Source organism: Wolbachia endosymbiont (group B) of Villa cingulata (genome assembly GCF_964028285.1).
Taxonomy (GTDB): Bacteria; Pseudomonadota; Alphaproteobacteria; order Rickettsiales; family Anaplasmataceae; genus Wolbachia.
Map to the genome: position 1 here is coordinate 382,835 of NZ_OZ034766.1, position 22,230 is coordinate 405,064.

General features: G+C 33.7%; 26 protein-coding genes and 1 pseudogene. 16 read left to right on the forward strand and 11 right to left on the reverse strand.

Going from position 1 to position 22,230, the window contains the following annotated elements:
* The first annotated feature begins 100 nt into the window (after positions 1-100).
* From ABWU52_RS02040 to fmt, 6 genes are all read left to right on the forward strand, one after another.
* Positions 101-1,057 (forward strand): hypothetical protein, encoded by a 957-nt coding sequence (locus ABWU52_RS02040; protein WP_353277319.1) that lies wholly within the window; start codon positions 101-103, stop codon positions 1,055-1,057.
* A 376-nt stretch (positions 1,058-1,433) separates the two neighbouring features.
* On the forward strand, positions 1,434-2,111 hold the full coding sequence (locus tag ABWU52_RS02045; RefSeq protein WP_353277321.1) for a hypothetical protein: 678 nt from the start codon (positions 1,434-1,436) through the stop codon (positions 2,109-2,111).
* A gap of 212 nt (positions 2,112-2,323) precedes the next feature.
* Complete coding sequence (locus ABWU52_RS02050) at positions 2,324-2,767, forward strand: PAS domain-containing protein (RefSeq protein ID WP_353277323.1); 444 nt, start codon at positions 2,324-2,326, stop codon at positions 2,765-2,767.
* Positions 2,768-2,865: 98 nt separating this feature from the next.
* Complete coding sequence (rpmI, locus tag ABWU52_RS02055; protein WP_006013548.1) at positions 2,866-3,072, forward strand: 50S ribosomal protein L35; 207 nt, start codon at positions 2,866-2,868, stop codon at positions 3,070-3,072.
* A gap of 21 nt (positions 3,073-3,093) precedes the next feature.
* Positions 3,094-3,459: a 50S ribosomal protein L20 gene (rplT, locus tag ABWU52_RS02060; protein WP_353277325.1), complete on the forward strand. Its 366-nt coding sequence runs from the start codon at positions 3,094-3,096 to the stop codon at positions 3,457-3,459.
* Positions 3,460-3,478: 19 nt separating this feature from the next.
* On the forward strand, positions 3,479-4,378 hold the full coding sequence (fmt, locus tag ABWU52_RS02065) for a methionyl-tRNA formyltransferase (RefSeq protein WP_211908448.1): 900 nt from the start codon (positions 3,479-3,481) through the stop codon (positions 4,376-4,378).
* A gap of 214 nt (positions 4,379-4,592) precedes the next feature.
* Here fmt and ABWU52_RS02070 read toward each other — a convergent pair whose 3' ends face one another.
* Together ABWU52_RS02070 and ABWU52_RS02075 are read right to left on the reverse strand one after the other, a co-directional pair.
* The gene (locus ABWU52_RS02070) at positions 4,593-5,654 is read right to left on the reverse strand and encodes an IS5 family transposase (RefSeq protein WP_353277327.1); all 1,062 of its coding nucleotides are present in this window, start codon (positions 5,652-5,654) and stop codon (positions 4,593-4,595) included.
* 108 nt (positions 5,655-5,762) lie between these two features.
* Positions 5,763-6,257, reverse strand: a complete 495-nt coding sequence (locus ABWU52_RS02075) for an RDD family protein (protein WP_353277329.1) — start codon at positions 6,255-6,257, stop codon at positions 5,763-5,765.
* Between the two features lie 134 nt (positions 6,258-6,391).
* On the opposite strand from ABWU52_RS02075, the gene icd reads away from it, so the two are divergent.
* The 6 genes and pseudogenes from icd (at position 6,392) to nth (ending at position 10,708) form a co-directional block, all read left to right on the forward strand.
* Positions 6,392-7,819: an isocitrate dehydrogenase gene (gene icd, locus ABWU52_RS02080; protein WP_353277331.1), complete on the forward strand. Its 1,428-nt coding sequence runs from the start codon at positions 6,392-6,394 to the stop codon at positions 7,817-7,819.
* Positions 7,820-7,870: 51 nt separating this feature from the next.
* Complete coding sequence (locus ABWU52_RS02085) at positions 7,871-8,083, forward strand: hypothetical protein (protein WP_214249530.1); 213 nt, start codon at positions 7,871-7,873, stop codon at positions 8,081-8,083.
* Between the two features lie 145 nt (positions 8,084-8,228).
* Positions 8,229-8,750 carry a hypothetical protein gene (locus ABWU52_RS02090; protein WP_353277333.1) on the forward strand — a complete coding sequence of 174 codons (522 nt, stop codon included), beginning with the start codon at positions 8,229-8,231 and terminating at the stop codon, positions 8,748-8,750.
* Positions 8,751-8,882: 132 nt separating this feature from the next.
* Positions 8,883-9,634: pseudogene (locus ABWU52_RS02095) on the forward strand (IS5 family transposase); the annotation flags it as partial.
* 15 nt (positions 9,635-9,649) lie between these two features.
* The gene (locus ABWU52_RS02100) at positions 9,650-10,048 is read left to right on the forward strand and encodes a hypothetical protein (protein ID WP_353277335.1); all 399 of its coding nucleotides are present in this window, start codon (positions 9,650-9,652) and stop codon (positions 10,046-10,048) included.
* Positions 10,049-10,069: 21 nt separating this feature from the next.
* Positions 10,070-10,708 (forward strand): endonuclease III, encoded by a 639-nt coding sequence (gene nth, locus ABWU52_RS02105; RefSeq protein WP_214249518.1) that lies wholly within the window; start codon positions 10,070-10,072, stop codon positions 10,706-10,708.
* Positions 10,709-10,837: 129 nt separating this feature from the next.
* Here the strand turns inward: nth and ABWU52_RS02110 are convergent, their stop codons facing one another.
* The 4 genes from ABWU52_RS02110 to ABWU52_RS02125 form a co-directional block, all read right to left on the reverse strand.
* Positions 10,838-11,185, reverse strand: coding sequence for a transposase (locus tag ABWU52_RS02110; protein WP_353277337.1), 348 nt, complete (start codon positions 11,183-11,185; stop codon positions 10,838-10,840).
* Between the two features lie 293 nt (positions 11,186-11,478).
* Positions 11,479-11,853: a transposase gene (locus ABWU52_RS02115; RefSeq protein ID WP_353277338.1), complete on the reverse strand. Its 375-nt coding sequence runs from the start codon at positions 11,851-11,853 to the stop codon at positions 11,479-11,481.
* A 166-nt stretch (positions 11,854-12,019) separates the two neighbouring features.
* Complete coding sequence (locus ABWU52_RS02120; RefSeq protein ID WP_264730357.1) at positions 12,020-12,340, reverse strand: hypothetical protein; 321 nt, start codon at positions 12,338-12,340, stop codon at positions 12,020-12,022.
* A 619-nt stretch (positions 12,341-12,959) separates the two neighbouring features.
* Positions 12,960-13,088, reverse strand: a complete 129-nt coding sequence (locus ABWU52_RS02125; RefSeq protein ID WP_353277340.1) for a hypothetical protein — start codon at positions 13,086-13,088, stop codon at positions 12,960-12,962.
* Between the two features lie 518 nt (positions 13,089-13,606).
* On the opposite strand from ABWU52_RS02125, the gene ABWU52_RS02130 reads away from it, so the two are divergent.
* The gene (locus ABWU52_RS02130) at positions 13,607-14,215 is read left to right on the forward strand and encodes a superoxide dismutase (RefSeq protein WP_063630582.1); all 609 of its coding nucleotides are present in this window, start codon (positions 13,607-13,609) and stop codon (positions 14,213-14,215) included.
* Between the two features lies 1 nt (position 14,216).
* Positions 14,217-15,491 carry a M16 family metallopeptidase gene (locus ABWU52_RS02135; RefSeq protein WP_353277342.1) on the forward strand — a complete coding sequence of 425 codons (1,275 nt, stop codon included), beginning with the start codon at positions 14,217-14,219 and terminating at the stop codon, positions 15,489-15,491.
* Here ABWU52_RS02135 and ABWU52_RS02140 read toward each other — a convergent pair.
* From ABWU52_RS02140 to nuoE, 3 genes are all read right to left on the reverse strand, one after another.
* Positions 15,488-15,805 carry a hypothetical protein gene (locus ABWU52_RS02140; RefSeq protein ID WP_353277344.1) on the reverse strand — a complete coding sequence of 106 codons (318 nt, stop codon included), beginning with the start codon at positions 15,803-15,805 and terminating at the stop codon, positions 15,488-15,490. The two genes, ABWU52_RS02135 and ABWU52_RS02140, sit on opposite strands and share 4 nt — an antisense overlap.
* Before the next feature lie 103 nt (positions 15,806-15,908).
* Entirely contained in the window at positions 15,909-17,120 is a 1,212-nt protein-coding gene (gene tgt, locus ABWU52_RS02145) for a tRNA guanosine(34) transglycosylase Tgt (RefSeq protein ID WP_353277345.1), read from the reverse strand.
* Positions 17,121-17,621: an NADH-quinone oxidoreductase subunit NuoE gene (gene nuoE, locus ABWU52_RS02150; protein WP_353277347.1), complete on the reverse strand. Its 501-nt coding sequence runs from the start codon at positions 17,619-17,621 to the stop codon at positions 17,121-17,123.
* A 256-nt stretch (positions 17,622-17,877) separates the two neighbouring features.
* Between nuoE and ABWU52_RS02155 the strand changes: the two genes are divergently transcribed.
* Positions 17,878-19,461: a hypothetical protein gene (locus ABWU52_RS02155; RefSeq protein ID WP_353277349.1), complete on the forward strand. Its 1,584-nt coding sequence runs from the start codon at positions 17,878-17,880 to the stop codon at positions 19,459-19,461.
* Here ABWU52_RS02155 and ABWU52_RS02160 read toward each other — a convergent pair.
* Both ABWU52_RS02160 and ABWU52_RS02165 read right to left on the reverse strand, forming a co-directional pair.
* A complete protein-coding gene (locus ABWU52_RS02160; RefSeq protein WP_353277659.1) occupies positions 19,456-20,334 on the reverse strand; it encodes an IS3 family transposase in 879 nt (292 codons plus the stop codon). The two genes, ABWU52_RS02155 and ABWU52_RS02160, sit on opposite strands and share 6 nt — an antisense overlap.
* The gene (locus ABWU52_RS02165) at positions 20,310-20,609 is read right to left on the reverse strand and encodes a transposase (RefSeq protein ID WP_064085359.1); all 300 of its coding nucleotides are present in this window, start codon (positions 20,607-20,609) and stop codon (positions 20,310-20,312) included. The genes ABWU52_RS02160 and ABWU52_RS02165 overlap by 25 nt, the downstream gene beginning before the upstream one ends.
* Before the next feature lie 402 nt (positions 20,610-21,011).
* On the opposite strand from ABWU52_RS02165, the gene ABWU52_RS02175 reads away from it, so the two are divergent.
* Positions 21,012-22,079, forward strand: a complete 1,068-nt coding sequence (locus tag ABWU52_RS02175) for an IS5 family transposase (RefSeq protein WP_353277352.1) — start codon at positions 21,012-21,014, stop codon at positions 22,077-22,079.
* Positions 22,080-22,230: the final 151 nt, after the last annotated feature.

Here is a 22,230-nt window from a genome sequence, read left to right on the forward strand (position 1 = left end):
TTTAATAAAAAGATATAGGTTTAAATATTTTATCCACTAACATAGAGAAGTATTTGTTAATTCAAATAATACTTTTATTAATTCATTTAAGGAGTGTGAAATGCCAAAAAAATTCCAAAACACTAAGAATAGCATGCGAAAGAGAGAAACAACAAATAAGCAGGAGATGGATGGTCCAACAATTAGAATTGTATCTGACTTGGAAAGTATAAAACAAAACAGAAGAGTAGAATTTTTAATTAAAGGAGAGAATTTAACAGTAAAAGACCTCTCTATATCTTCTAGAGCAGCTGAGATAGGCTTGGTTACAGGAATAGTAAATTCAATAGACATTCCTCAAGCAATTCGTGAATCGACAATAGATGGAATTATTTTAGGTCTTAAGAGTGGAGAAATAGAAAAAGGTAAAGAATATAATTATAGAGAATTTGAGAAAATATATCTAAAAAACCTTGTAGATGAATTGGGTAAGGATAGTTCAAAAAAGCTAAAAGAAAGAACTGATGAAAATAGCCAATTGAGAGAATCTACCACTGAAGAAATTGATTATCAGATGCAGGAAGATGTAACTATCGAATCAGCTTCTTTAACAAAACAAGAATTCGATTTTGCATCAAGCAAAGTAACTACTAAAGAGATTAATGACGTAATAAATGAAATAGAAGAATCAAATGCTAGTTATGGAATTACTCCTGAAGATATAAGTAGTGTTTCCCGTTTTGATAGTAATTCACAAGAAGTGTTAGATCATTCTATATTTAATAGCACAGATGTGGAAGGGCCTAAATTACCCGAAATAAATGGAGGACAGTATATAGGAATAGCAGGGATTGCTGGTGGTATATTGGGTGGAGTGCTAGCAGTAGCTTTTGCAGGATTAGGATACTTTATATGGCATAGAAAAAATAGGGAAGGTAGCTACGATGTTGAAAAAGCGATGAAAAACCTTCCTGAACAAGCTCAACTTGAGCATTCCGGATCTACATCAGAAATAGAATCTTTGCTCAGCAATGCTACATCGGTAGCACATCTATCTTCTCAGATTAGTGTCGAGTAAGATTCCAGAGTTTGATGGCACAACAGTGCCATCAACTTAGCTCTTACAGCACTTATATGCTCTGGAACCAAAGGAGAAGAAATTTTCCTGTCTTACAAAAAATTTTATAACTCTTTCTCTAATTTTATATCGTTTTTACTAAGGTATAATAAATTGCAATGAGAAATTCAGATATTAATATATGTATTATTTAGTATAATAAAAATATAAAAATCTTAGTGAAAAGATGTGGACTTAAATAATTTATCTTTTATACATAAGGAAATATTGGTCAGCTTGGGGGTCATATATGTCAAGAAGATTTAAAAATACTGTAGGAAAAAAAAGATCAATCAATAAGGAAAAAAGGAATAGATGAATTAGTATTGAATCAGAATTGCGAGATGTAGAACAAAACAGAACAATATATTTTCTATTGGGAGGAGTTGATTTAAAACTTAAGTATGTATGTATGCTTGACGATACATCTTATCGTATTCTTGTTGCTGAAGGAGAAATAGTGCATGCAGAAAATCCAAAAGTGATGATTGATGATATTGTTTCTGATCTCAAGAGTGGAAAAATACGAAGTTATAAAAGATATAATGCCAAAGAGTTTTATGAAAAGTATCTCAAAGAGTTTTTGAGTAATGAGAATTTGCAAAAGCTGGAAGCTGTTGATATTGAAAGTACAACAACAGAACTACCAAACTTAAAACAAGTAATGGAAGAAATGAAAAAATCAAACGCTAGTAATGGAATTACAATTCAAAATATAGGAAATGTTAAAAATACGACAAATATTTTGGGTAATCCTATGATTCATGATACGAACTTGAGAAGATTTAAATTATTGGAAACATCTCGATCAAATAAGGAAAATATGGGAGTGTTAACAGTAGATATGTTAGCAATGGGAGTAGTCTTGTTAGCAGCTATCGCAGCAGCTGTACCACTTAAATGTTGGTTTTATAATAGAAAAAATAAAAGCCATAGTAGTTCTAAGGAAGAAACTTCATCTAGTAATTTATTAAGTGCAATAACCTTAGAAAGTAGAGGTAATAGTATTATTTAGTCAAAATATTGCAAAAATAGAATTTTTTTATTGTTTTTTTTACAGTTTCCTCATTTAATAATTTTTATGCTCTAATTATTATACTTAATTTATCATTACCTGTTGTGTAAACAGGATGAGAATTTTCAATAATCTACATCCTTTAGTAAGAAAAAATCAATACATTCACGATAAATTTACCTCATATCTGTGTTTTATATGTGGAATTTCGAATGGAAAATTATGCAGGCAAAGAAAGAAGAATAGTGAATATAGTTACTCAACATTGGAGTGATATAAAAGGATCAGATAGAGAATGGCCAGAAAGACATGAAATAGACACTGCAGAAATCATGGAGTCATGGCAGCATTGTTTTATCATTGAAGTTAAAGATCGAGGTTATATTTGTGAAAATGCAGGAGAAAAAGCTATTGAATTTTATGGTTTTGAAAAAAAGATGTACATCGATAATAAATATGCAATTGATGCACCATTTTTACGGCTATATAAAATAGATGCAGTTATTGATAAACTTGAGACTATAATAGAAAGTAAATGCCCAATTAACGAAGAGGAAGAAAGTGAAAGTGTTAAAATGAGGCAAGTATTGCTACCAATTGGGAATGAAGAAGGTATAACACATATACTAGGTGTGATTACATTCAAGCTGCTTTAAAATACAATTTTAATTTGATTCTTTAATAAAATTATCTATACTCATACTTAATTACTAATAAAGAACTAAATAGTGGTGTTTGTAAATTTGTTTAGAATATGACGAAAATAAAATTAAAAACCAAATCTTCTGTCAAAAAGCGCTTTCACCTTACAGCTAAGGGTAAAGTCATCTCTACTCAGTCAGGTAAGAGACATGGCATGGTAAAGAGAAGTAAATCTAATATTCGTAATCAACGCGGTACAACGATTCTCAATAAATCTGACTCGCGTATAGTTAAACTTTATATGCCTTATGGTATTTAATAAAATGGAGGTAAGATAAAAATGGCTCGGATAAAGCGTGGAGTCGCTACTCATGCTCGTCATAAAAAGGTATTAAAATTAGCAAAGGGTTATAGAGGACGGGCAAAGAATTGTTATAGAATTGCATTACAAAGGGTTGAAAAAGCACTACAGTATGCTTATAGAGACAGAAGAAATCGCAAACGTGATTTTCGTGGTTTGTGGATAATACGTATTAATGCAGCGGCAAGAGAACATGGACTCACTTATGGTAGGTTTATGCATGGTCTTAAACTTGTTGGAGTTGATTTGAATAGAAAAATTCTTGCTGAGATGGCTGTTAATTGTAAGGATGATTTTGCTAAATTAATAGAAACTGTAAATAGTAAGTTAGCAGAAAATTCCTAAAGCAAAAACACCTGAAAACATGAGAATTATTTTCATGGGGTCACCGGGGTTTGCTGTTGGTGCGTTAAACTTACTATTGAAATTACAGAGTGAAATAGTAGCAGTATATACCAAAGCTCCAAAACCTTCTGGACGTGGGCAGAGGTTAACAAAATCCCCAGTACACATCGTTGCTGAAAAAAGTGACATAGAGGTATGTACTCCTACCTCTTTAAAATCTTCGATAGAGCAAGAAAAGTTTGGAAATTTTAAGCCAGACGTTGCAGTTGTTGCTGCGTATGGATTGATACTTCCAAAAGAAATTTTAAATATTCCCAAATATGGTTGTATTAATATTCATCCATCATTGCTGCCTAGGTGGCGCGGTGCAGCTCCGATACAGCACACAATTTTAGCCGGAGATCAAGAAACCGGAGTTAGCATTATGCAGCTAGATGAAGGATTAGATTCTGGCCCTATTTTAAAACAGAAAAAATTTCTTATTGAAAAAAGCGATAATTATAAGACGTTGTATGATAAATTGTCTGAATTAGGTAGTGATTTACTGCTGAAAGTACTAAACGAAATTGAAAAGCAAGTTCCCTTAAAACAGAGCGATAACGATGCGTGCTATGCTGACAAAGTAAAAGACTATAAAATTTACGCAAGTGACGCCTGTGAAATTGCTTATAGAAAGGTTAAAGCATTTTATCCAAAAGCATTCATTAAGGTAGAGAATAAACGTATCAAGATACTTGATGCTGAATTTGAAGCCTTCACTTCAGGACAAGGTGAGATCATTAATGATAATATGCATATAAGTTTAAAAGGTGGTACTTTAATTCCTAAAGTTGTACAAATGGAAGGAAGAAATCCTTGCGATATTAAAGATTTTGTTCGTGGCTTAAAATCAAGTTTAACAAAAAAATTTATAGAATAGACTACTTTGAAGGGAGAGTGAGGAGAGCTAAAGCAACTTTTACAATTTGGTATTCCGCTGCTTATTAGCGGAATCTACAACAAGATACCGCGTTTTGGTGTACGAACATTGCAATTTGCAGGTAATTTGAGTAGTAGATGGTGTCATTCCAGTGCTTGATAATGGAATGGCTTTGTTGCATCACTCTTCGGATAGTAGGTAACGTGGAATAAATTCATGAAGCTATCTCAAATTTAGCCATGCCTATATCAGTAAATTTGTTAAGCAAATAACACTTGAGTAGCAGTTCTCTCTCACGATTAACCTCAGATTTGTTTCTAAAACTAAACCCAAATGTTTGCTTCAGTCGCGAGAAAAAACTTTCTATATAAGATCTCTTCCCATAATTTATCTCTTTTTTCCACCTCTTCATACCATCTTCATCATATGACTTTATGAGCTTGATTGTAGAATTTCTCTCATCCATATAATCCAACTTTGGATGCTCTACTGCATTATTTTGCGGAGGAATCCTTGTCTTTATGTCAAGCTCATCGCACAGTTTGTATAACTTCTTTCGATTATATGCCCTGTCTGCATATAGTGTGCTTATATTATATTTAACATCAATCCTTGCAATAAGATCACATGCTCCATAGTGGTCAGAATAAACTCCGCCACTGTATTTTGCTGCTATAACTTTTTTGCTACCTATCTCTAGCATTACATGCAGTTTTCTTGTTTGCTCATAGCGGCGATACTTTCTATCTGTACCATTTGCCTTGCTATGACCTGGAATATTATTGTAGATGCTTATTCCAGTACTATCTATGGCAATCTCAATATCTTCTGTATTATTTTTATCATGTCTTCGATCATTAATTTTGATGTTAAGTTTTTTAAGCCTTCTTGAGGCCTGGGAATAGCTAATAACTTGCAAGTTTTTCCTTACTTGCTCAAGGTACCCTGCTATAAATCCCGCTGTTTGTCTCAGACCTATTCTAAATAAACAAGTTATTATGTGAACCAGAATCACGACCTTATCGCTATAAATATAGTTGCCACCAGCCATTTTTGGACCTTTTTCGTACCAATTTTCTATGGCATCATTGACGTAATAAAAAATATTTCCCCTCTCTTGGAGAAATTTGTTATATTCATGGCAGTTACTGACTCTCATTTTTTGTGGCATATTTTTCTTTAGTAGGTTAAATGCTTGTCTTATAGTGAATTTTGTCAGTAACTGCCAGTTCTTTTTATTTGACCTATGCAACAAAGCCATTCCAGTGTCAAGCACTGGAATGACACCGTCTATTATGCAAATTACCTGCTAATTGCAATGTTCGTACAGATGTGGGTCACGCGCTGGAATAACACCCTTGGTGGTAACAACTAAAGAAAAATATCAACTAGGTTTATAGTCTATCACTACTGTTTTTGCAATTTTATCGTGAAGAAATTGTTTACGCTGGTCAAGGATTGCAAATAATATGATTAAGATTGATACAACTATGAATAGACTAGAAATATTGAATAGTGTGTAGCAGATTATAAAATATAATACTCCAAAAACCGCTGTTCTGCTTATTGCTTGTATTAGAGTGATTTTTTCAAGTGTATTTTCATCTTTTACACGCATGCGAAGTAACAATTGTCCTGGAGTACCACCAAATTCTATTATCGTAAATACATAAAATATTAATTCCAATATCAACCCTATTACTTGTGTAGCTACTGCTTTATCTAAAATCATTTCAGTTACATTGAGTGATAGAGAATATGCTAAAGTAAATCCAATGATAAATCCGATAACAAACCCCATTCCCTGTACTAAAATATAATCGATTGCAAATGCAAAAATACGTCTTGTAATCCCTGCATAACTTATTTTAGTATCCATACACTTTCCATATTTTGCAATGCTATAACTAGTATAAAAGTGCATTATTAAATAAAAGTAAATATTCTATTTTAGCAACATTGACCCACTCTATTATTTGAATTAACATTAAATCATTTACAGTTAAGGAAGTTATGTCAACACCAATCACAGTTGCATATGGTGACGGTATCGGACCAGAGATTATGGAAGCGGTGTTATCGGTATTGCGCGAAGCGAAAGCAAAGATTTCAGTAGATATTATTGAAATAGGAGAGTGTGTTTATAGTAAAGAATGGTCTCACGGAATTTCTCCGAGTGGTTGGGAATCTATCGAAAGGACAAAGATATTACTCAAATCTCCAACAACAACTCCGCAAGGTAAAGGCCACAAAAGCTTGAACGTTGCACTGAGAAAAAATCTAGGGTTGTATGCAAATATCAGACCATGCATTTCGTATCACCCTGTTATAGAAAATAAATTCGATAAATTTGATGTTGTTGTAATACGCGAAAATGAAGAGGACGTTTACACCGGAATAGAGCATAGGCTCACTGGTGACTCGTACCAATGCACTAAAATTATTACTAGATCTGGCTCAGAAAAAATATGCAGGTACGCTTTTGAATATGCGAAAAAACATAACAGAAAGAAAGTAACTTGCCTGACTAAAGACAACATAATGAAAATGACTGACGGCGCTTTTCATGCAGCGTTTGATCGTATTGCAAAAGAATATCCGGATATAAAGGCGGAACATTATATAGTTGATATTGGAATGGCACGTGTTGCCACAGAACCCGAGAATTTCGATGTTATAGTAACTGAAAATCTATATGGCGACATATTATCAGATATAGTGGCACAAACCTCAGGTTCTGTAGGGCTTGCAGGAAGTAGCAATATAGGTAATGAATATGCAATGTTTGAAGCGATTCACGGCTCTGCTCCTGATATTGCAGGAAAAAATATAGCTAATCCTTCTGGTCTTTTAAATGCTGCAGTGCATATGTTGATCTATATAGGTCAAGCAGATATTGCAAAACTAATCTACGATGCATGGCTCAAGACTTTGGAAGATGGAGTACATACTGCTGATTTATATAAGGAGAAAAAGAGTAAACAAAAGGTTGGAACAAAAGAATTTGCAGAAGCCGTCATAGATAATCTAGGAAAGAAACCTGTAACATTACCTGAGCTTATAATTAGCAGTGATTCGGATAGTAAAATAAATAAAGTACAAGACAATTACGAACAAGATTACAAAGTTAAAAAGCTAGTGGGTAGTGATATAACGCTTGCCTGGGACAAATCCAACAATTTTGATCAAATAGTAGGATTATTTGAATCGAGTAATCTGCAGATGATAGCAATATACTCAAAGGGTCTTGCAGTTTGGCCAGGAAGTTCAAAATCTTTAAGTGACCAAATAACTTGTAGGTTTATTGTGAATAGTGAAAAGAAAACTATTACAAATAGTGACGTGAATAATTTACTAATCAAACTCGAAGAAAATAACTTTAATGTAGTGAGAATGGATAAGTTGTATTTATATGATGAAAAAGAAGGTTTTTTCTCTTAATGATTGCTTAAAATATACTAAGGATATAGCTTGTTTATTTGAGATATAGTCATGGGTCAACATTTTAAGTTAACTAGTCGGGAGTTTGATGATAACGCTGACTTGTTTAAAGTATTAGAAATAAAGGCTAAGCAAGTTGTAGACAAGAATTATGAAGAGCTTAGTGCAATTTTGAAGAAACAGAATAAGAAGTTGATTCTTGTAAATCATCCTGACAAGGGTGGAGATAAAAATAGATTTGATCAAATTTATAAAGCCTATTAAGAGCTAAAAAATATATTGAACCTTTGGAATTAGGAAATCCTTGTGTTAAAGTCAGTGTTGGTGCTGAAAGTGATGGGAGTTTAACAGCGCGTGAATTTATTATAGGAAGAAATTATTTGAAAAATTAAATATCACTGAAGAAGAAGTGATAGGAAAGAATTTTGTTGAGCTTGCTTCCATATTGAAAAAGAAAAATAGCTCACTAGGAGACTTGGAACGCAAAGATAAATTAATTTATGATATAAATTATTGCGCAAGATATGGCTCACTTTTCGATTATGAAGTCAAAAAGCTAAGAAATGAGCTTGATAAGCACTTATTGAAGCTTAACATGCAACTGTTTAGTTATATTTCTCCTTTAGAAAAGTGTAGGAGTCTAATAAGGGAAGACAAACAAGCACTAATGCAAAAGTTTATAAAGCGTAGAGACGATTTGCTATCTAGTATTTTTAAGGCTAAAGTATATACCTTACTTCCTTTAGCTCTTGCTGAAGCAAGTTATTGTTATTATTTCTTGCCTATTTGGTTAATTGCCAGTAATACCTTGATGTGTTTATGCTTGCCACTAGTAGCATTAAATTCTATTATGGTGCAGTTTTTGGCTTTGTTAACAGAACATTACGAAAAAAATACAAAAACTATGAGATTTCTACTGACAAGTATGTAAGTAGAATGAATTGTATTTACTTATGCTATAGTCTTTGTGTTTTTTACCCTTTGCCTGTCTTTTTTACTTCTAAGAGCCTGTAAGTGATCTCTGAATATGGTAAGATGAGGTATAGTTGACATGAGGTAAAGTATGAGGAATACATATCCAAGTGACATAAGTTGTGAAAAATTCGAAAAGATTAGACTAATTTTAGAAAGCGTGCGAAAGAAAACAAAGCCAAGAAGATTAGGTTTATATGAGTTATTTTGTGGTGTGCTTTATGTACTAAAAAGTGGCTGTCAATGGCGAATGCTTCCAAAAGAGTTTCCAAGATGGCGAAATTGTTACGATTACTTCAAGAAATGGAGTAAAAAAACGAATGAAGATAGAGAAAGTGTTCTAGAAATTGTCTTAAAAAAAATTGGTTGGAGAGAACAGTGGTCGTAATACTAAAACAAGCTTCTGCATCATTGATGCCCAAAGTGTAAAAAATACCGATACTGCTGAAGAAGAAGGTTATGATGCTGGCAAGAAAATTTCAGTAATAAAGCGTCATATCGCAGTTGATACACAAGGTTTGACACACGCAATTCATATAACAACGGCAGAAATAACTGATCGTAGTAGTGCTTTGACAATGGTTAAAAATGCTAAAGAAAGTCTCTCTGAAGTTAAAAACATACTGGTTGATGCAGGCTACACTGGAGAAAATTTTGCAACACAGATGAAAGTAACTATTGGTGCAACTGTTGAGGTGAAGCGAATTACACACCTTTTCTGTATTGCCAAAAAGATGGGTTGTTGAGAGATCTTCTTTTGCCTGGTTGGAAAAATGTAGGCGACTTTGGAAAAATTGCGAGCGTAAACTTAATACTAGCCTACAAATTTGCTTTTACTTCTTTCCTCCTCAAAAGATTATGAACAGGTTCTTTGATGATAGAGGGTTTATTTCTAATAGTCTTTATGTTGATGTGACAATATTTGGTACTTTGTCATTGTTAGCACTGCTAGCTACTGAGATATTTAGTCCTATATTTTCAAAAGGTTGTGAAATATACACTGAAAAACACATGAAAGATTTACTTGAGGAAGATTCAAGAGATAGAGTACAAAAGGAAACTAATCTGTTAGGACGGTATGATCCACGAAGGCTATTAATGCCGATAATTATGCCTCTTGTTAGAAAGTGTTTTACAGAAGTGGCAAGCGAATTTGCTGAAAGGAATTTTGATGAGGTAAAAATTGATATGTCTGATGTTAATACCGAAGGACTATCTAATCCTCAAGCAATTGAATTTACACAGCAAACAGTATAGTATAAGCTTTTAGCTCTATGCATGGACTCAAAAAAAGTAGAATTGATATTTGAAAAGTTTCAACAATCAAATCCTGCACCAAAAATAGAGCTAAATTATACCAATCATTTTACGTTATTAGTTGCAATAGTTCTATCAGCGCGAACAACTGATATAAGCGTTAATAAAATTACAAAGGAGCTATTTAGTATCACTGATACTCCAGAAAAAATGCTGAATCTTGGGCAAAGTGAGCTGAGAAAATACATAAGCAGTATTGGTTTATATAATTCCAAAGCAAAAAATATAATCGGGCTCAGCAAAATATTGATTGAGAGGTACAATAGCAAAGTGCCTACTAATTTCGATGATTTGGTATCTTTACCAGGGGTTGGGAGAAAGAGCGCTAATGTGTTCTTAAATTCAGGGCTTGGTATTCCAACATTGGCAATTGATACTCATGTTTTTAGAGTAAGCAATAGAGTTGGGCTTGTGAAAGAAAAAGATATATTTAAAACAGAGCAATCTCTTTTGAATGTGGTTCCAAAAAAATACCTGCTTTATGCTCATCATTGGCTAGTTTTACACGGTAGATACATTTGCAAGGCACAAAAACCTTTGTGTGAAGCGTGCACAATTCATGATTTATGTGAGTTTGAATGCAAGAGGTATAAAGTCTAGCACAACACTTCGATATTTCTTACTTTTATCATCCAAGTAGCTGATCTCTATGATGGTGTCAACCGAGTAGCTGACACTGGGATGGCTTTGTTGCATCGCTTATCGGATAGTGGGTAAAGCATAATAAATTCATGAAACTACCTCAAACTTAGCCATGCCAATATCAGTAAATTTATTGAGTAAGTAACATTTTATTAGCAACTCTTTTTCTCGATTTACTTCAGATCTATTTCTAAAACTAAACCCAAATATTTGCTTTAATCTTGAAAAAAATCCTTCAATATATGACCTTTTTCCATAAACCGCTTCCTCCTTCCACTCTTTCACACCGTCTTTACCACATAATCTAATGGCAGCATTCCTTTCAGCCATATAATCCAATTTTGTATGCTCCGCTGCACGATTTTTCGGTAAAATTTTTGTCTTTATATCATATTTTTTGCACAATTTATAAAGCTTGATAGGCTCTGTCTGCATATAATGCTTTTATAGCATGCTGAAAGCTGAGCAAGTCACAAGCACCATAATGGTCGGAGTAGGCACCATTGCTATATTGTGCAGCTATAGCTTTTTTACTATTTATACTCAATATTACGTGTAGCTTTCTTACCTGTTTATAACTGCGATACTTCGCTATTTTCCTTACTGTGACCAGGGGTATTATCTGATACTTGTACTGTCTATGGCAATTTCAATATCTTCCATATTGTTTTTATCAACTCTGCAATCATTGATCTTAATATTGAAACCTTCTTGAAGCCTGCGAATAGCTAATGACTGCTAACTACTTGCTGCAAATATCCTTTTATCAACCCTACCGTTTGTCTTAAGCCAATTCTAAAGAGACTAGCGACTATATGCACTAAAATCACAACTTTATTACTATAAATATAATTTCCACCTCGCATTTTGAGGCTATTTTCGTACCAACTTTCTATTGCCTCATTAATAAAATGAAAAATATTTCCTCTTTCTTGTAGAAATCTGTTATATCCATGGCAGTTACTGACCTTCATTTTAGTTGGCATATTTTTCTTTCGTAGGTTAAATGCCTGTTTTATAGTGAATTTCGTCAGTAACTTCCAGTTCTTTGTATCTGAGCTATGCAACAAAGCCCACTGGAATCCAGTCTTTCTTACCAACAAAAACTTAGAATAACTTTTGTTCTTAAAAAATTTCTAGATTCCAGTGTCAAGCACTGGCATGATACCGTTTATTCTTATGGTGGTCTTATCTGTCTACCTTATTTTATCACTCTGCTAAACGGATAAAAAAAAGAAGATATTAGTAAACTAATATCTTCTTTTGTGATTAAAAATACATTGGATCTTGGTTGTGTATTTCATCTACTATAAGCAATAATTTTTCGCTTTCATCATAGAGACTTTTTGTACTAGCTGCTAATTTCTCACTAATTTGTGAACGAGGTTCGGAAAGTTCAAGACTATAAAATGATAATACTTGAAGACATTGTTGTAGGCATTCTTGCAGTGATGAACTATTTTGACATTTATTGGAGCATATACGCATAATGTCTCGAATTACACTGTAACTTGAAAAATCATCCAACTTTTGTTGTAAATCTACTCCCTTTTCCTCACTATTGAAACCCTGTAAATTTCCTCGAAACATAATACATTCCTTAATTTTGCAAATATACTAATATTAGTATATAAATATGAATATTATATTTATATAATTACTTTTCAAATATAAATGGCAAGTTAAAGTGGTTTTTTGTTACTCAAAAAACAGAAATGTTTCTATTTCCTACACTTTCTTTATAAAAATCATAGGCGCCCATTATTAGCTAAAGTAAAAGTCAAGTATCTGGAATTCTGGACATAAAATCCTCCTGTATAAAAAGATTAGAAAAAAATGCAGCGCACATATGACAGACGTGTATATACGCTGAAAAAGATACGCTACGTTTTTTATTGAAAAGTTAGTTGAAAGTCTGCAGACAAAGATAGATTTTGAGCTCTTAAAATATCTCTAATTGTCATTATAATCAGATTCAAAATATGCGGAAGTAATTTTTTTTGACAATAGATTTCTTGCATAACCAAGTGTCATCCCAGCTGGGATTCAACTAAGTTGGTAAACACCTTACAACGTTTTTTGCGCGAAAAAGCTGGATGCCAGTGTCACGCACTGGCATGACATCCTCTTGCTTCTATAGGTGTCTTTATCTCGTCTACTTTATTTTGCCACACAGATACAATGGTTTCACATGTACTTGGTAGGCTATCTATTTTGAAAAAGAAGGACTACCAACACCTTCACTTTTTGCATCACTAAACTTACTTGCTACTTTATCAATAGTCCAAACTAGTGGTAATAACAAGCGCAGCAGCGCAAATGACAGCACTAACAGCATAACTCAAAACTGCGTTAACAAATGTAGCTAATGTACCACTGTGATTCCGTGCCTTATTTGATAACATAGATGAATAATCTATCAACGATCTTGTATTGCACTTAAGATCATAACTATCTGTTACTTTCGCTAACCCTTTTGCCGGCCAATATGATAGATACGCCAATGCTAGATATAAAGGTTGTAGGGCTATATTAGCTAACGCAAAAGTAGTAATCCTAATCATAGCAAGAGCTACATTTTTCACTGGCCCAATAACACTATTAATATAATGAACGGATTTATAGAAACTATTTTGTGGAACTTCGTTACCTCGAACGCTTTTGGTAGGAACTGTTCCATATCGAGAATACTCCTTAAAATTTTTATATAAACTTGATATATTACACCTCTAAAAATAAAAACATAATTATCTTACCAATATAGCTTGTTTTAGAATAAATGCAATCACTACCTAACTAAATTATCTGTTGCGCAAAAGCACATATTACCATACCATCGAAAATAAAGAGGTCAGCATGAGTTTTACTTTACCTGAGTTGCCATATGATAAAGCAGCTTTAGAGCCTTATATATCTGTAAAGACATTAGATTTTCATTATGATAAGCACCATAAGGGATATTTAAATAAACTCAACGAACTGGTTGAAAACACAGATTATCAACATATGGAAATTGAGGAATTAGTAACGAAAGTTCATGGAAATAATAATACAGTTCCTATTTTTAACAATGCAGCACAAGTTTGGAATCACACTTTTTATTGGAATTCAATGAAAAAAAATGGTGGTGGTAAACCTAAAGATGATGGTCTTCTAGCAAAAAAAATTCAAGATGATATTGGTGGCTTTGACAAATTTTGTGAAGAATTTTCAAATTATGGAGTAAGCCAATTTGGTAGTGGATGGGTGTGGTTAGTGCTTGAAAAAGGAAAACTCAAAATCACTAAAACTCCAAATGCGGATCTACCGCTAATTTATGGCCAGGTGCCACTACTTACTATGGATGTATGGGAGCATGCATACTATTTGGATTGCCAAAATCGCAGAATTGACTACATAAAAGTTTTTCTTGATCATTTGATCAATTGGGATTTTGTAGAAGAGAATTTAAAGAAGAATATATAAGATGAATATACCACAAGTAACAAAACTAGATAATGGTCTGCGCATAATAACTGAGCGAGTGCATGAAGTTGATTCCGTAGCTTTAAATATACGAGTTGGTGTTGGCAGTAGAGCTGAAAGTGCAAGTCAAAATGGAATATCTCATTTCCTAGAGCACATGGCTTTCAAAGGAACAAAGACAAGAACTGCTTTTGAAATTGCAAAAGCTTTTGACGACATAGGTGGAGCTTTCAATGCCTGCACCGGTAGAGAAAGTACAAGTTATTACGCAAAGGTTCTTAAAAAAGATATAAAGACTGGCATTAATATATTAATAGATATATTAATGAATTCTACATTTCCAGAGGATGAATTGGAACGCGAAAAGGGTGTTGTAATACAAGAGATTTTTCAAACTAATGATTCACCGAGCGATATCATTTTTGATAAGTATTTTGAAGCAGCTTATAAAGATCAACCATTTGGTAGGTCAATCTTGGGTACGCAAGATACTGTCAAATCTTTTACTCGAGCTAATCTAGATAACTACATAAATGAGCATTACTTTGGCGAGAACATTATATTTGCTGTTGCAGGAAATGTTGAACATGAGGAAGTTGTTCAATTAATCAAAGACTTTCTCTCAAAGATTCATTCAAAAGAGCTGAAAAAAAGCGAGAATGCAAGTTATACCGGTGGTGAGTATTTAGAACATCGTAAATTAGATCAAGTACATTTATTAATTGGTCTACCTAGTGTTTCTCGTGATGATAATAGATATCACACATTCAAAGTTCTTGATGCCATACTGGGAAGTGGCATGTCATCACGCCTGTTTCAGGAAGTAAGAGAAAAGCAGGGGCTTGCTTATTCCATTTACTCATTCAACTCTAGCTATGCTGATACAGGAATGCTTTCGATTTTTGCTGGTACAGATAGCAGTAATCTAGATAAGCTTTTGAAAGCTATAACGACAGAGTTGAAGAAATTGTCTACAGATGATTTAAAGGAAGAAGAAGTAAATAGAGTAAAAGAACGAGTAAAATCTCAAATTTTAATGTCACGCGAAAGTGTTAGCTCGCGTGCTGAAACGTTAGGACACTACTACGGTAACTATAATAAATACATCAGTAAAAACGAATTAATAGAAAAAATTAGTGCTGTTACTATTTACGATATAAAAAAAGCAGCAGAAGAATTGCTATCTCAGCATGAAAGAATTACTTTAGCTGCGATTGGAGAAATTAATTCATTGCCAAGTTACGATAAAGTGGTTTCTATGCTTAGTGTACTTTAATTATGTTGCTTATGCTCACTAAAAAGTTCAATGAATGGTTGCAAAATCCTTTCTATAAAAAGTTTGCTTTCTGGTTCATCGCATATACCACTAATCATTTTATTGAAAGTTTTTTCGCTGTTTTGTAAAAATAAATAGCTTTCTACTGATTGCACAATAGACAAGGCAGTTAAAATTCCTCCTGTCACTAAACAAGAAGCTATAGCAGGTACAGTATCCACTGCAATTCCAGTTGCGATCAATGATAAACCAGCTAAGAGTGTAAAGGCTGAAACGCAAAACGCTATTTGATGTTTTTCTTTATTTTTAACCATAAATGCCTCACAAAATTATATTTCTAGTATACCCGTATATATACGGTACTGTCAAGTTTTTAAAGAAGATTAAAAAATGCAACGCACATGTGCAAAATATGAACTAGGTATATAATTCACAATGTAACGGTGCTTCACTAATCCAATTATTTTTTTCCTGATCTAGCCTATCATTCAATATTGCTTGTCTTATTGATTCCATCAACTTATTCATGAAGAAAACATTGTGAATGGTAACGAGTGTATAAGCCAGCAACTCTTTAGCTTTCAGTAGATGGTGTATATAGGCTCTTGAATGTTTTCTGCAAGTAAAGCACAAACAGTCATTTTCAATTGGGTTATCATCTAGTTCGAATCGTTGATTTCGCAAATTAATATGCTCTTTGCACTTTGAAGAAATAGAATCTCTATTTTTTACTTTAACAAGCGCGCCACCATGTCTTGCGAGGCGAGTTGGATGCACGCAATCAAATGTATCAACTCCAAGCTCTACTCCACGAAAAATGTCTACAATTCCACCAATACCAAGCAAATGAGTAGGCCTATCTTTTTTTAAATGTTCCATAGTAAAGGAAACTACATCATACATCTGCTCTTTACTTTGACCAAGTGATCCACCTATTGCTTGACCAAAAAATGGCAAATCGTTGATAAAATCACAACTTTCTCTACGCAAATCTTGATACACTCCGCCTTGACTAATTCCATAAAGCACCTGTTTGCCATTATTATTTTTTTCAAATTCATTTAAAGAACGTTCAGCCCATCTATGGCTCATGAGCATCGATTTCCTTGTGTACTCCTTGCTGACGTGAAATGGAGTACATTCATCTAAAACTAAGATTAAATCTGCACCTAATTTTTGTTGAATTTGTATCGACTTTTCAGGAGTTAGACAATAAGTTTTACCATTTATGTAAGAACGAAAAATTGCCCCATCCTCGTTAATTTTGATCAGAGTTTTTTGTTTCTGTCTTACTCCCTTTATCTCTTCTGAAACTGATCCGTGTCCTAAACTAAATATCTGGTATCCACCAGAATCAGTGAGCATTGGCCCACTCCATCCCATCATCTTGTGCAAGCCACCAAGCTTTGCCACAGTATCCTCTCCCGGTTGGAGCATTAGGTGATAGGTGTTGGAAAGTATTATCTGAGTACCTGCTTCTCTGATTCTCTCGATATCTGCAGCTTTAATAGCAGCTTTGGTTGCACAAAATATAAATGCTGGTGTTTCTATACTTCCATTTGGAGTTTTGATCGTTCCAACTCTTGCAGAACCTGATTGCTTGGTTATCCTAAACGAGAACTTTTCCATCTATTTACTTGAAAGTTCTGCTATGATATTTTCCACTTTTTCAGGAGTGAGGTTTTCATAAAAATCGTTATTGATCTGTACAACAGGGGCATTAACACATGCACCAAGACATTCAACTTCCTTTAAAGTAAATAGATTATCTTTAGTAGTTTCACCGGTATTGATTCCTAGTTTCTTTTTAAAGGTATTTAACACTTCTTCACTATTGCACAACCAGCAAGGAGTTGTTCTACAAATTTGTATGAGATATTTACCTACTGGTTTTAAATTATACATGGTGTAAAAATTTGCCACTTCATATACACGAATATGTGGAATATGCAGCATATCAGCAACATAACGCATAGCAGATTCAGAAACCCATCCGCATTGCTCTTGAATCAGATACAGTAAAGGCATAACGGCACTACCTTCTCTACCTTTAGGATACATCTCTATAGACTTTTTCGCTTTCTTCAGGTTATCTGATGTAAAACTAAACTGCTCTTCTTTCTCTTTCATCTAATAAGGTTCGTGTAAATCTCAACAAATTATACTTGAAGAGTTAACAATTGCAATTGTTGGTTTTTTGAGCTCTACAATATTATATCTGTAGAGTGGGTGCACTCAATTTGTGAATTCTTTACTGCTACTCATTTTCCATATTTCGCTTTGCAGATTATAAAGGTATTAATTTCTTAACTTTAGTTAAAATTTTTATTGACATTAACGCGCAGAAATAATCATAATAGCGTTTATTAAAATTTTAAATATAATTATGTCTATATTAAGTAGATTATTTGGAGTTAATACAACTATACTGAAAGTTAAAGAAGCGATAGGTTTTAATCCAAAAAACGTAGGGTTGATTGAAGGAAATGGAGTTACTTATGGACTCAGCTATCAAGATAACGGCAATGGGAGCAGTAGAGTAAAGTTACTTATTAGCTCACTATATCAATCAAAAACATACGAGTGTGATACAGGTGTCAACGTAGCAAATGAATTTAAGGGCCAATTATCTCCCACACTAATAGAAAATTCAGCTGAAGTAGATAAAGTTGGAGTTATCTTTCCTACAGAAGAAACTAACAAAGAAAGAAAGTGCATCAAAGGCTTAACATTCAACACTTACGAAATCAAGCATTCAACTAATGCTCCCTTAGTTAAACATATAGGAAAAGTAAAATTACAAAAAAACATTGATATAAATAGTCTTGCAAATGAAGGCAATAATTACTTTCAACCAAAAGCAGTAAAAGTTAGTACTGGTAATGTCATTGTAATCGCTCATAACTTAAAGGATCAAGCTTTAGTTTCTTGGTATTTACAATCAGACACGAATGGAAAGTTCAGAGCTTTACCTGGAGCAAAACACACCATAGAAAGAAAATTATTCAAGTTTAATAATCCAGGGCAATTAGTATTGGATGAAAATACGATGCTTTATACACAGATAAAGACTACTAAAAACCAAGAAGTAAGAACAAATATTTTTAAGTTCGATATGGCCAAAGTGGTTGAGGATCTAAAAAGTGGAAAGAAAGATGAATGTTTGCTTAGTAAGAAAGGATGCCAATTAAATATAGCACCATCTACTATCCATAATCCAGGAAAAATAAACTTTTTACAGTATGTAAGACGAACTGAAGGTGATGATTTAGTTGCTTTTCTTGCAAAAAAACAATCTTCTAATACACAAGAATTGCATTTAGCAAGGCTTGCTAAGAAAGGACCAAAATCAAATTTTACTGTTTGTGAATGTGAAGATCCTATAGAACAATTGTATGTTAAAGACAATGGCCAAGGAGGTTTTATCGTCACTGCGGTAAGTGGAGAGAGTATTATAACTTTTAATAGAGAGAGCTCTGGAAAATCTTCTGAAGCAACGATAATACCGACAAGCAGTATCAAAGCTCTCAGTGATTTTGTTAATATCATTAACGGCCAATTGATGCCTAGTATTATTTCCAGCAGTACTGTGGCTCCTATAACTGTTACAGAGACGGTTGTGACTTCTAAGAAAACGACGACTGCTGCAATTACTAGCACAACAGAAACCGACACTGTAAAGACTACCAAATTAACAACAGAAGCATCAACTATCATTGTACCAACTTCCACAATGAGTAAATCTTCAACAGAGTCAACAACTCAGGCAAGTACAGTAACAGTGGAGTCAACAACAGTAGCATCAACTACCACTGCACCTACTTCTACAACGAGTAGGCCTTCAACAGGGTCAACAATTCAAACAAGTACAGTAACAGTGGAGCCAACAACAGTAGCAAAAACAACTACTACTCCACAAGTGACCTTACCCAGAAAAAGTAGACAGAAAGTTAAGACGTTTTTGCTATGAGAATGATGAATCAAAAAGCTCAGGAATGCAATAGTTAATAGTAGAATGTCTACGCTGTTTATTATAAAAAATTTCTATATATTCAAATATTGCGGTTTTAGCTTGTTGTGCAGAGTGTTGTGAAGTATCAATGAGTAACTCTCTCTTAAGTGAACTAAAAAAGCTCTCTGAAACAGCATTATCATAACAACAACCTTTGTGACTCATACTAGAAGTAATATTTTTTGTACTTAGTAAAAATTGATAATTTTTAGAGGTGTATTGCGATCCTTGATCGCTATGAAATAGTAGATTTTTAGCAGATTTGCGCCTACCAATAGCCATGAATAACGCATCTATAACTAATTGCCTATTTACTGCATTACTCATTGACCAGCCAATCACCATGCGTGAATATAAATCTATTATTGCTGCCAAATATAACCATCCTTCATTAGTTTTTATGTACGTAATATCAGTTACCCATATCTTGTTAGGTTGATCAGCGATGAAATTCTGATTTAATATGTTAGGAGTTATAACTCTATTGTCTATTTGTGGTTTTTTACTTTTAAACTTTCGTCTAAGCTTAGCTTGAATGCCATTTTTCTGCATAACATTTTGCACTGTTTTGATGTTATAATTTTTACCTAAAGCCTTTAATTCAGCGTGAATTTTAGGAGCTCCGTATCTGCATTGTGATGCTCGATATACCTTCTGAATATCTTGTATGAGCTCTTCTCTTATTGATTTTTTGTTGTTTTTTTCCTTAGTAATCCATTTATAATAACCACAAGCAGATACGTTCAAAAATCTGCATGATTCCCGTATTTTATAGCATTTTTTATGTTCTTTTATAAAAGAATATTTTACTCTTTTTGGTTTGCAAAATATCCCAGGGCTTTTTTTAAAATGTCTCTTTCCCTCGTTACTCTTGCCAGCTCTTTCTTTAAATCAAACTTTTCTTTGTCACAATGAGCTACTTTCCCTTTTCCTGGAAACGCATCTACTCCAGACATTCTATCATTGTATGTTTTTACCCATCTGCTTAATGAATCACCGCTAATACCCAAATCTCTTGCTATTTTTGCTGATGATTGACCTGTTTCTTTTACTAGTCTTATAGCTTCAATTTTGAATTCTGCTGTATATTCTTTTCTTTTTGTCATACCACACCTCTTTGAAAAAACGTTTTATTTTACTTCAAAAACGTCTTAACTTTCTGTCTACTTTTTCTGGGTAAGGTCAGTTTAAAGCCTAGTACTAAAGTTGATGGAGCAGAAAAACCAATTGTCAACTTAACAAATGAACAACAGGGAGTTACACTGGCATTTCTTCATAGTGGAACGCGTTGCGTACATCTGTACAGAGTTGAAGATGTCATGCAAGTAGCTGACACTGGAATCTATATAAAGGCAATCTAGTTCACTCACTTAAAGTGAAGTTTTCTGGATCCCAGTGTCTAGGCACTGGGATGACACTGAAGAGGTTACTCGAATGACAAGAATAAGGAGTACTGGGATGACAAGAAAGCACTGGTTTCATATGCATCTGATAAAAAAGATGATGTCATGCAAGTAGCTGACACTGGCATGGCTTTGTTGCATAGGTCAAATAAAAAGAACTGGCAGTTACTGACAAAATTCACTATAAGACAAGCATTTAACCTACTAAAGAAAAATATGCCACAAAAAATGAGAGTCAGTAACTGCCATGAATATAACAAATTTCTCCAAGAGAGGGGAAATATTTTTTATTACGTCAATGATGCCATAGAAAATTGGTACGAAAAAGGTCCAAAAATGGCTGGTGGCAACTATATTTATAGCGATAAGGTCGTGATTCTGGTTCACATAATAACTTGTTTATTTAGAATAGGTCTGAGACAAACAGCGGGATTTATAGCAGGGTACCTTGAGCAAGTAAGGAAAAACTTGCAAGTTATTAGCTATTCCCAGGCCTCAAGAAGGCTTAAAAAACTTAACATCAAAATTAATGATCGAAGACATGATAAAAATAATACAGAAGATATTGAGATTGCCATAGATAGTACTGGAATAAGCATCTACAATAATATTCCAGGTCATAGCAAGGCAAATGGTACAGATAGAAAGTATCGCCGCTATGAGCAAACAAGAAAACTGCATGTAATGCTAGAGATAGGTAGCAAAAAAGTTATAGCAGCAAAATACAGTGGCGGAGTTTATTCTGACCACTATGGAGCATGTGATCTTATTGCAAGGATTGATGTTAAATATAATATAAGCACACTATATGCAGACAGGGCATATAATCGAAAGAAGTTATACAAACTGTGCGATGAGCTTGACATAAAGACAAGGATTCCTCCGCAAAATAATGCAGTAGAGCATCCAAAGTTGGATTATATGGATGAGAGAAATTCTACAATCAAGCTCATAAAGTCATATGATGAAGATGGTATGAAGAGGTGGAAAAAAGAGATAAATTATGGGAAGAGATCTTATATAGAAAGTTTTTTCTCGCGACTGAAGCAAACATTTGGGTTTAGTTTTAGAAACAAATCTGAGGTTAATCGTGAGAGAGAACTGCTACTCAAGTGTTATTTGCTTAACAAATTTACTGATATAGGCATGGCTAAATTTGAGATAGCTTCATGAATTTATTCCACGTTACCTACTATCCGAAGAGTGATGCAACAAAGCCCACTGGCATCCAGTTTTTTTGTGCAATTCCGTCAAAAAAAAGCGCTTTCGTGTTTACCAACTTAGTTGGATTCCAGTGTCAAGCACTGGAATGACACCAAAGAGG

What these genes read in the sequence shown, in the direction of transcription:
- ABWU52_RS02040 (WP_353277319.1), top strand. Translation starts at nt 101, where the DNA reads ATGCCAAAAAAATTCCAAAACACTAAGAATAGCATGCGAAAGAGAGAA.
- ABWU52_RS02050 (WP_353277323.1), top strand. Translation starts at nt 2,324, where the DNA reads ATGGAAAATTATGCAGGCAAAGAAAGAAGAATAGTGAATATAGTTACT.
- rpmI (WP_006013548.1), top strand. Translation starts at nt 2,866, where the DNA reads ATGACGAAAATAAAATTAAAAACCAAATCTTCTGTCAAAAAGCGCTTT.
- rplT (WP_353277325.1), top strand. Translation starts at nt 3,094, where the DNA reads ATGGCTCGGATAAAGCGTGGAGTCGCTACTCATGCTCGTCATAAAAAG.
- fmt (WP_211908448.1), top strand. Translation starts at nt 3,479, where the DNA reads ATGAGAATTATTTTCATGGGGTCACCGGGGTTTGCTGTTGGTGCGTTA.
- ABWU52_RS02075 (WP_353277329.1), bottom strand. Translation starts at nt 6,257, where the DNA reads ATGGATACTAAAATAAGTTATGCAGGGATTACAAGACGTATTTTTGCA.
- icd (WP_353277331.1), top strand. Translation starts at nt 6,392, where the DNA reads ATGTCAACACCAATCACAGTTGCATATGGTGACGGTATCGGACCAGAG.
- ABWU52_RS02085 (WP_214249530.1), top strand. Translation starts at nt 7,871, where the DNA reads ATGGGTCAACATTTTAAGTTAACTAGTCGGGAGTTTGATGATAACGCT.
- ABWU52_RS02100 (WP_353277335.1), top strand. Translation starts at nt 9,650, where the DNA reads ATGAACAGGTTCTTTGATGATAGAGGGTTTATTTCTAATAGTCTTTAT.
- nth (WP_214249518.1), top strand. Translation starts at nt 10,070, where the DNA reads ATGGACTCAAAAAAAGTAGAATTGATATTTGAAAAGTTTCAACAATCA.
- ABWU52_RS02110 (WP_353277337.1), bottom strand. Translation starts at nt 11,185, where the DNA reads ATGCAGACAGAGCCTATCAAGCTTTATAAATTGTGCAAAAAATATGAT.
- ABWU52_RS02120 (WP_264730357.1), bottom strand. Translation starts at nt 12,340, where the DNA reads ATGTTTCGAGGAAATTTACAGGGTTTCAATAGTGAGGAAAAGGGAGTA.
- ABWU52_RS02125 (WP_353277340.1), bottom strand. Translation starts at nt 13,088, where the DNA reads ATGCTGTTAGTGCTGTCATTTGCGCTGCTGCGCTTGTTATTACCACTA.
- ABWU52_RS02130 (WP_063630582.1), top strand. Translation starts at nt 13,607, where the DNA reads ATGAGTTTTACTTTACCTGAGTTGCCATATGATAAAGCAGCTTTAGAG.
- ABWU52_RS02135 (WP_353277342.1), top strand. Translation starts at nt 14,217, where the DNA reads ATGAATATACCACAAGTAACAAAACTAGATAATGGTCTGCGCATAATA.
- ABWU52_RS02140 (WP_353277344.1), bottom strand. Translation starts at nt 15,805, where the DNA reads ATGGTTAAAAATAAAGAAAAACATCAAATAGCGTTTTGCGTTTCAGCC.
- tgt (WP_353277345.1), bottom strand. Translation starts at nt 17,120, where the DNA reads ATGGAAAAGTTCTCGTTTAGGATAACCAAGCAATCAGGTTCTGCAAGA.
- nuoE (WP_353277347.1), bottom strand. Translation starts at nt 17,621, where the DNA reads ATGAAAGAGAAAGAAGAGCAGTTTAGTTTTACATCAGATAACCTGAAG.
- ABWU52_RS02155 (WP_353277349.1), top strand. Translation starts at nt 17,878, where the DNA reads ATGTCTATATTAAGTAGATTATTTGGAGTTAATACAACTATACTGAAA.
- ABWU52_RS02165 (WP_064085359.1), bottom strand. Translation starts at nt 20,609, where the DNA reads ATGACAAAAAGAAAAGAATATACAGCAGAATTCAAAATTGAAGCTATA.
- ABWU52_RS02175 (WP_353277352.1), top strand. Translation starts at nt 21,012, where the DNA reads ATGCAAGTAGCTGACACTGGCATGGCTTTGTTGCATAGGTCAAATAAA.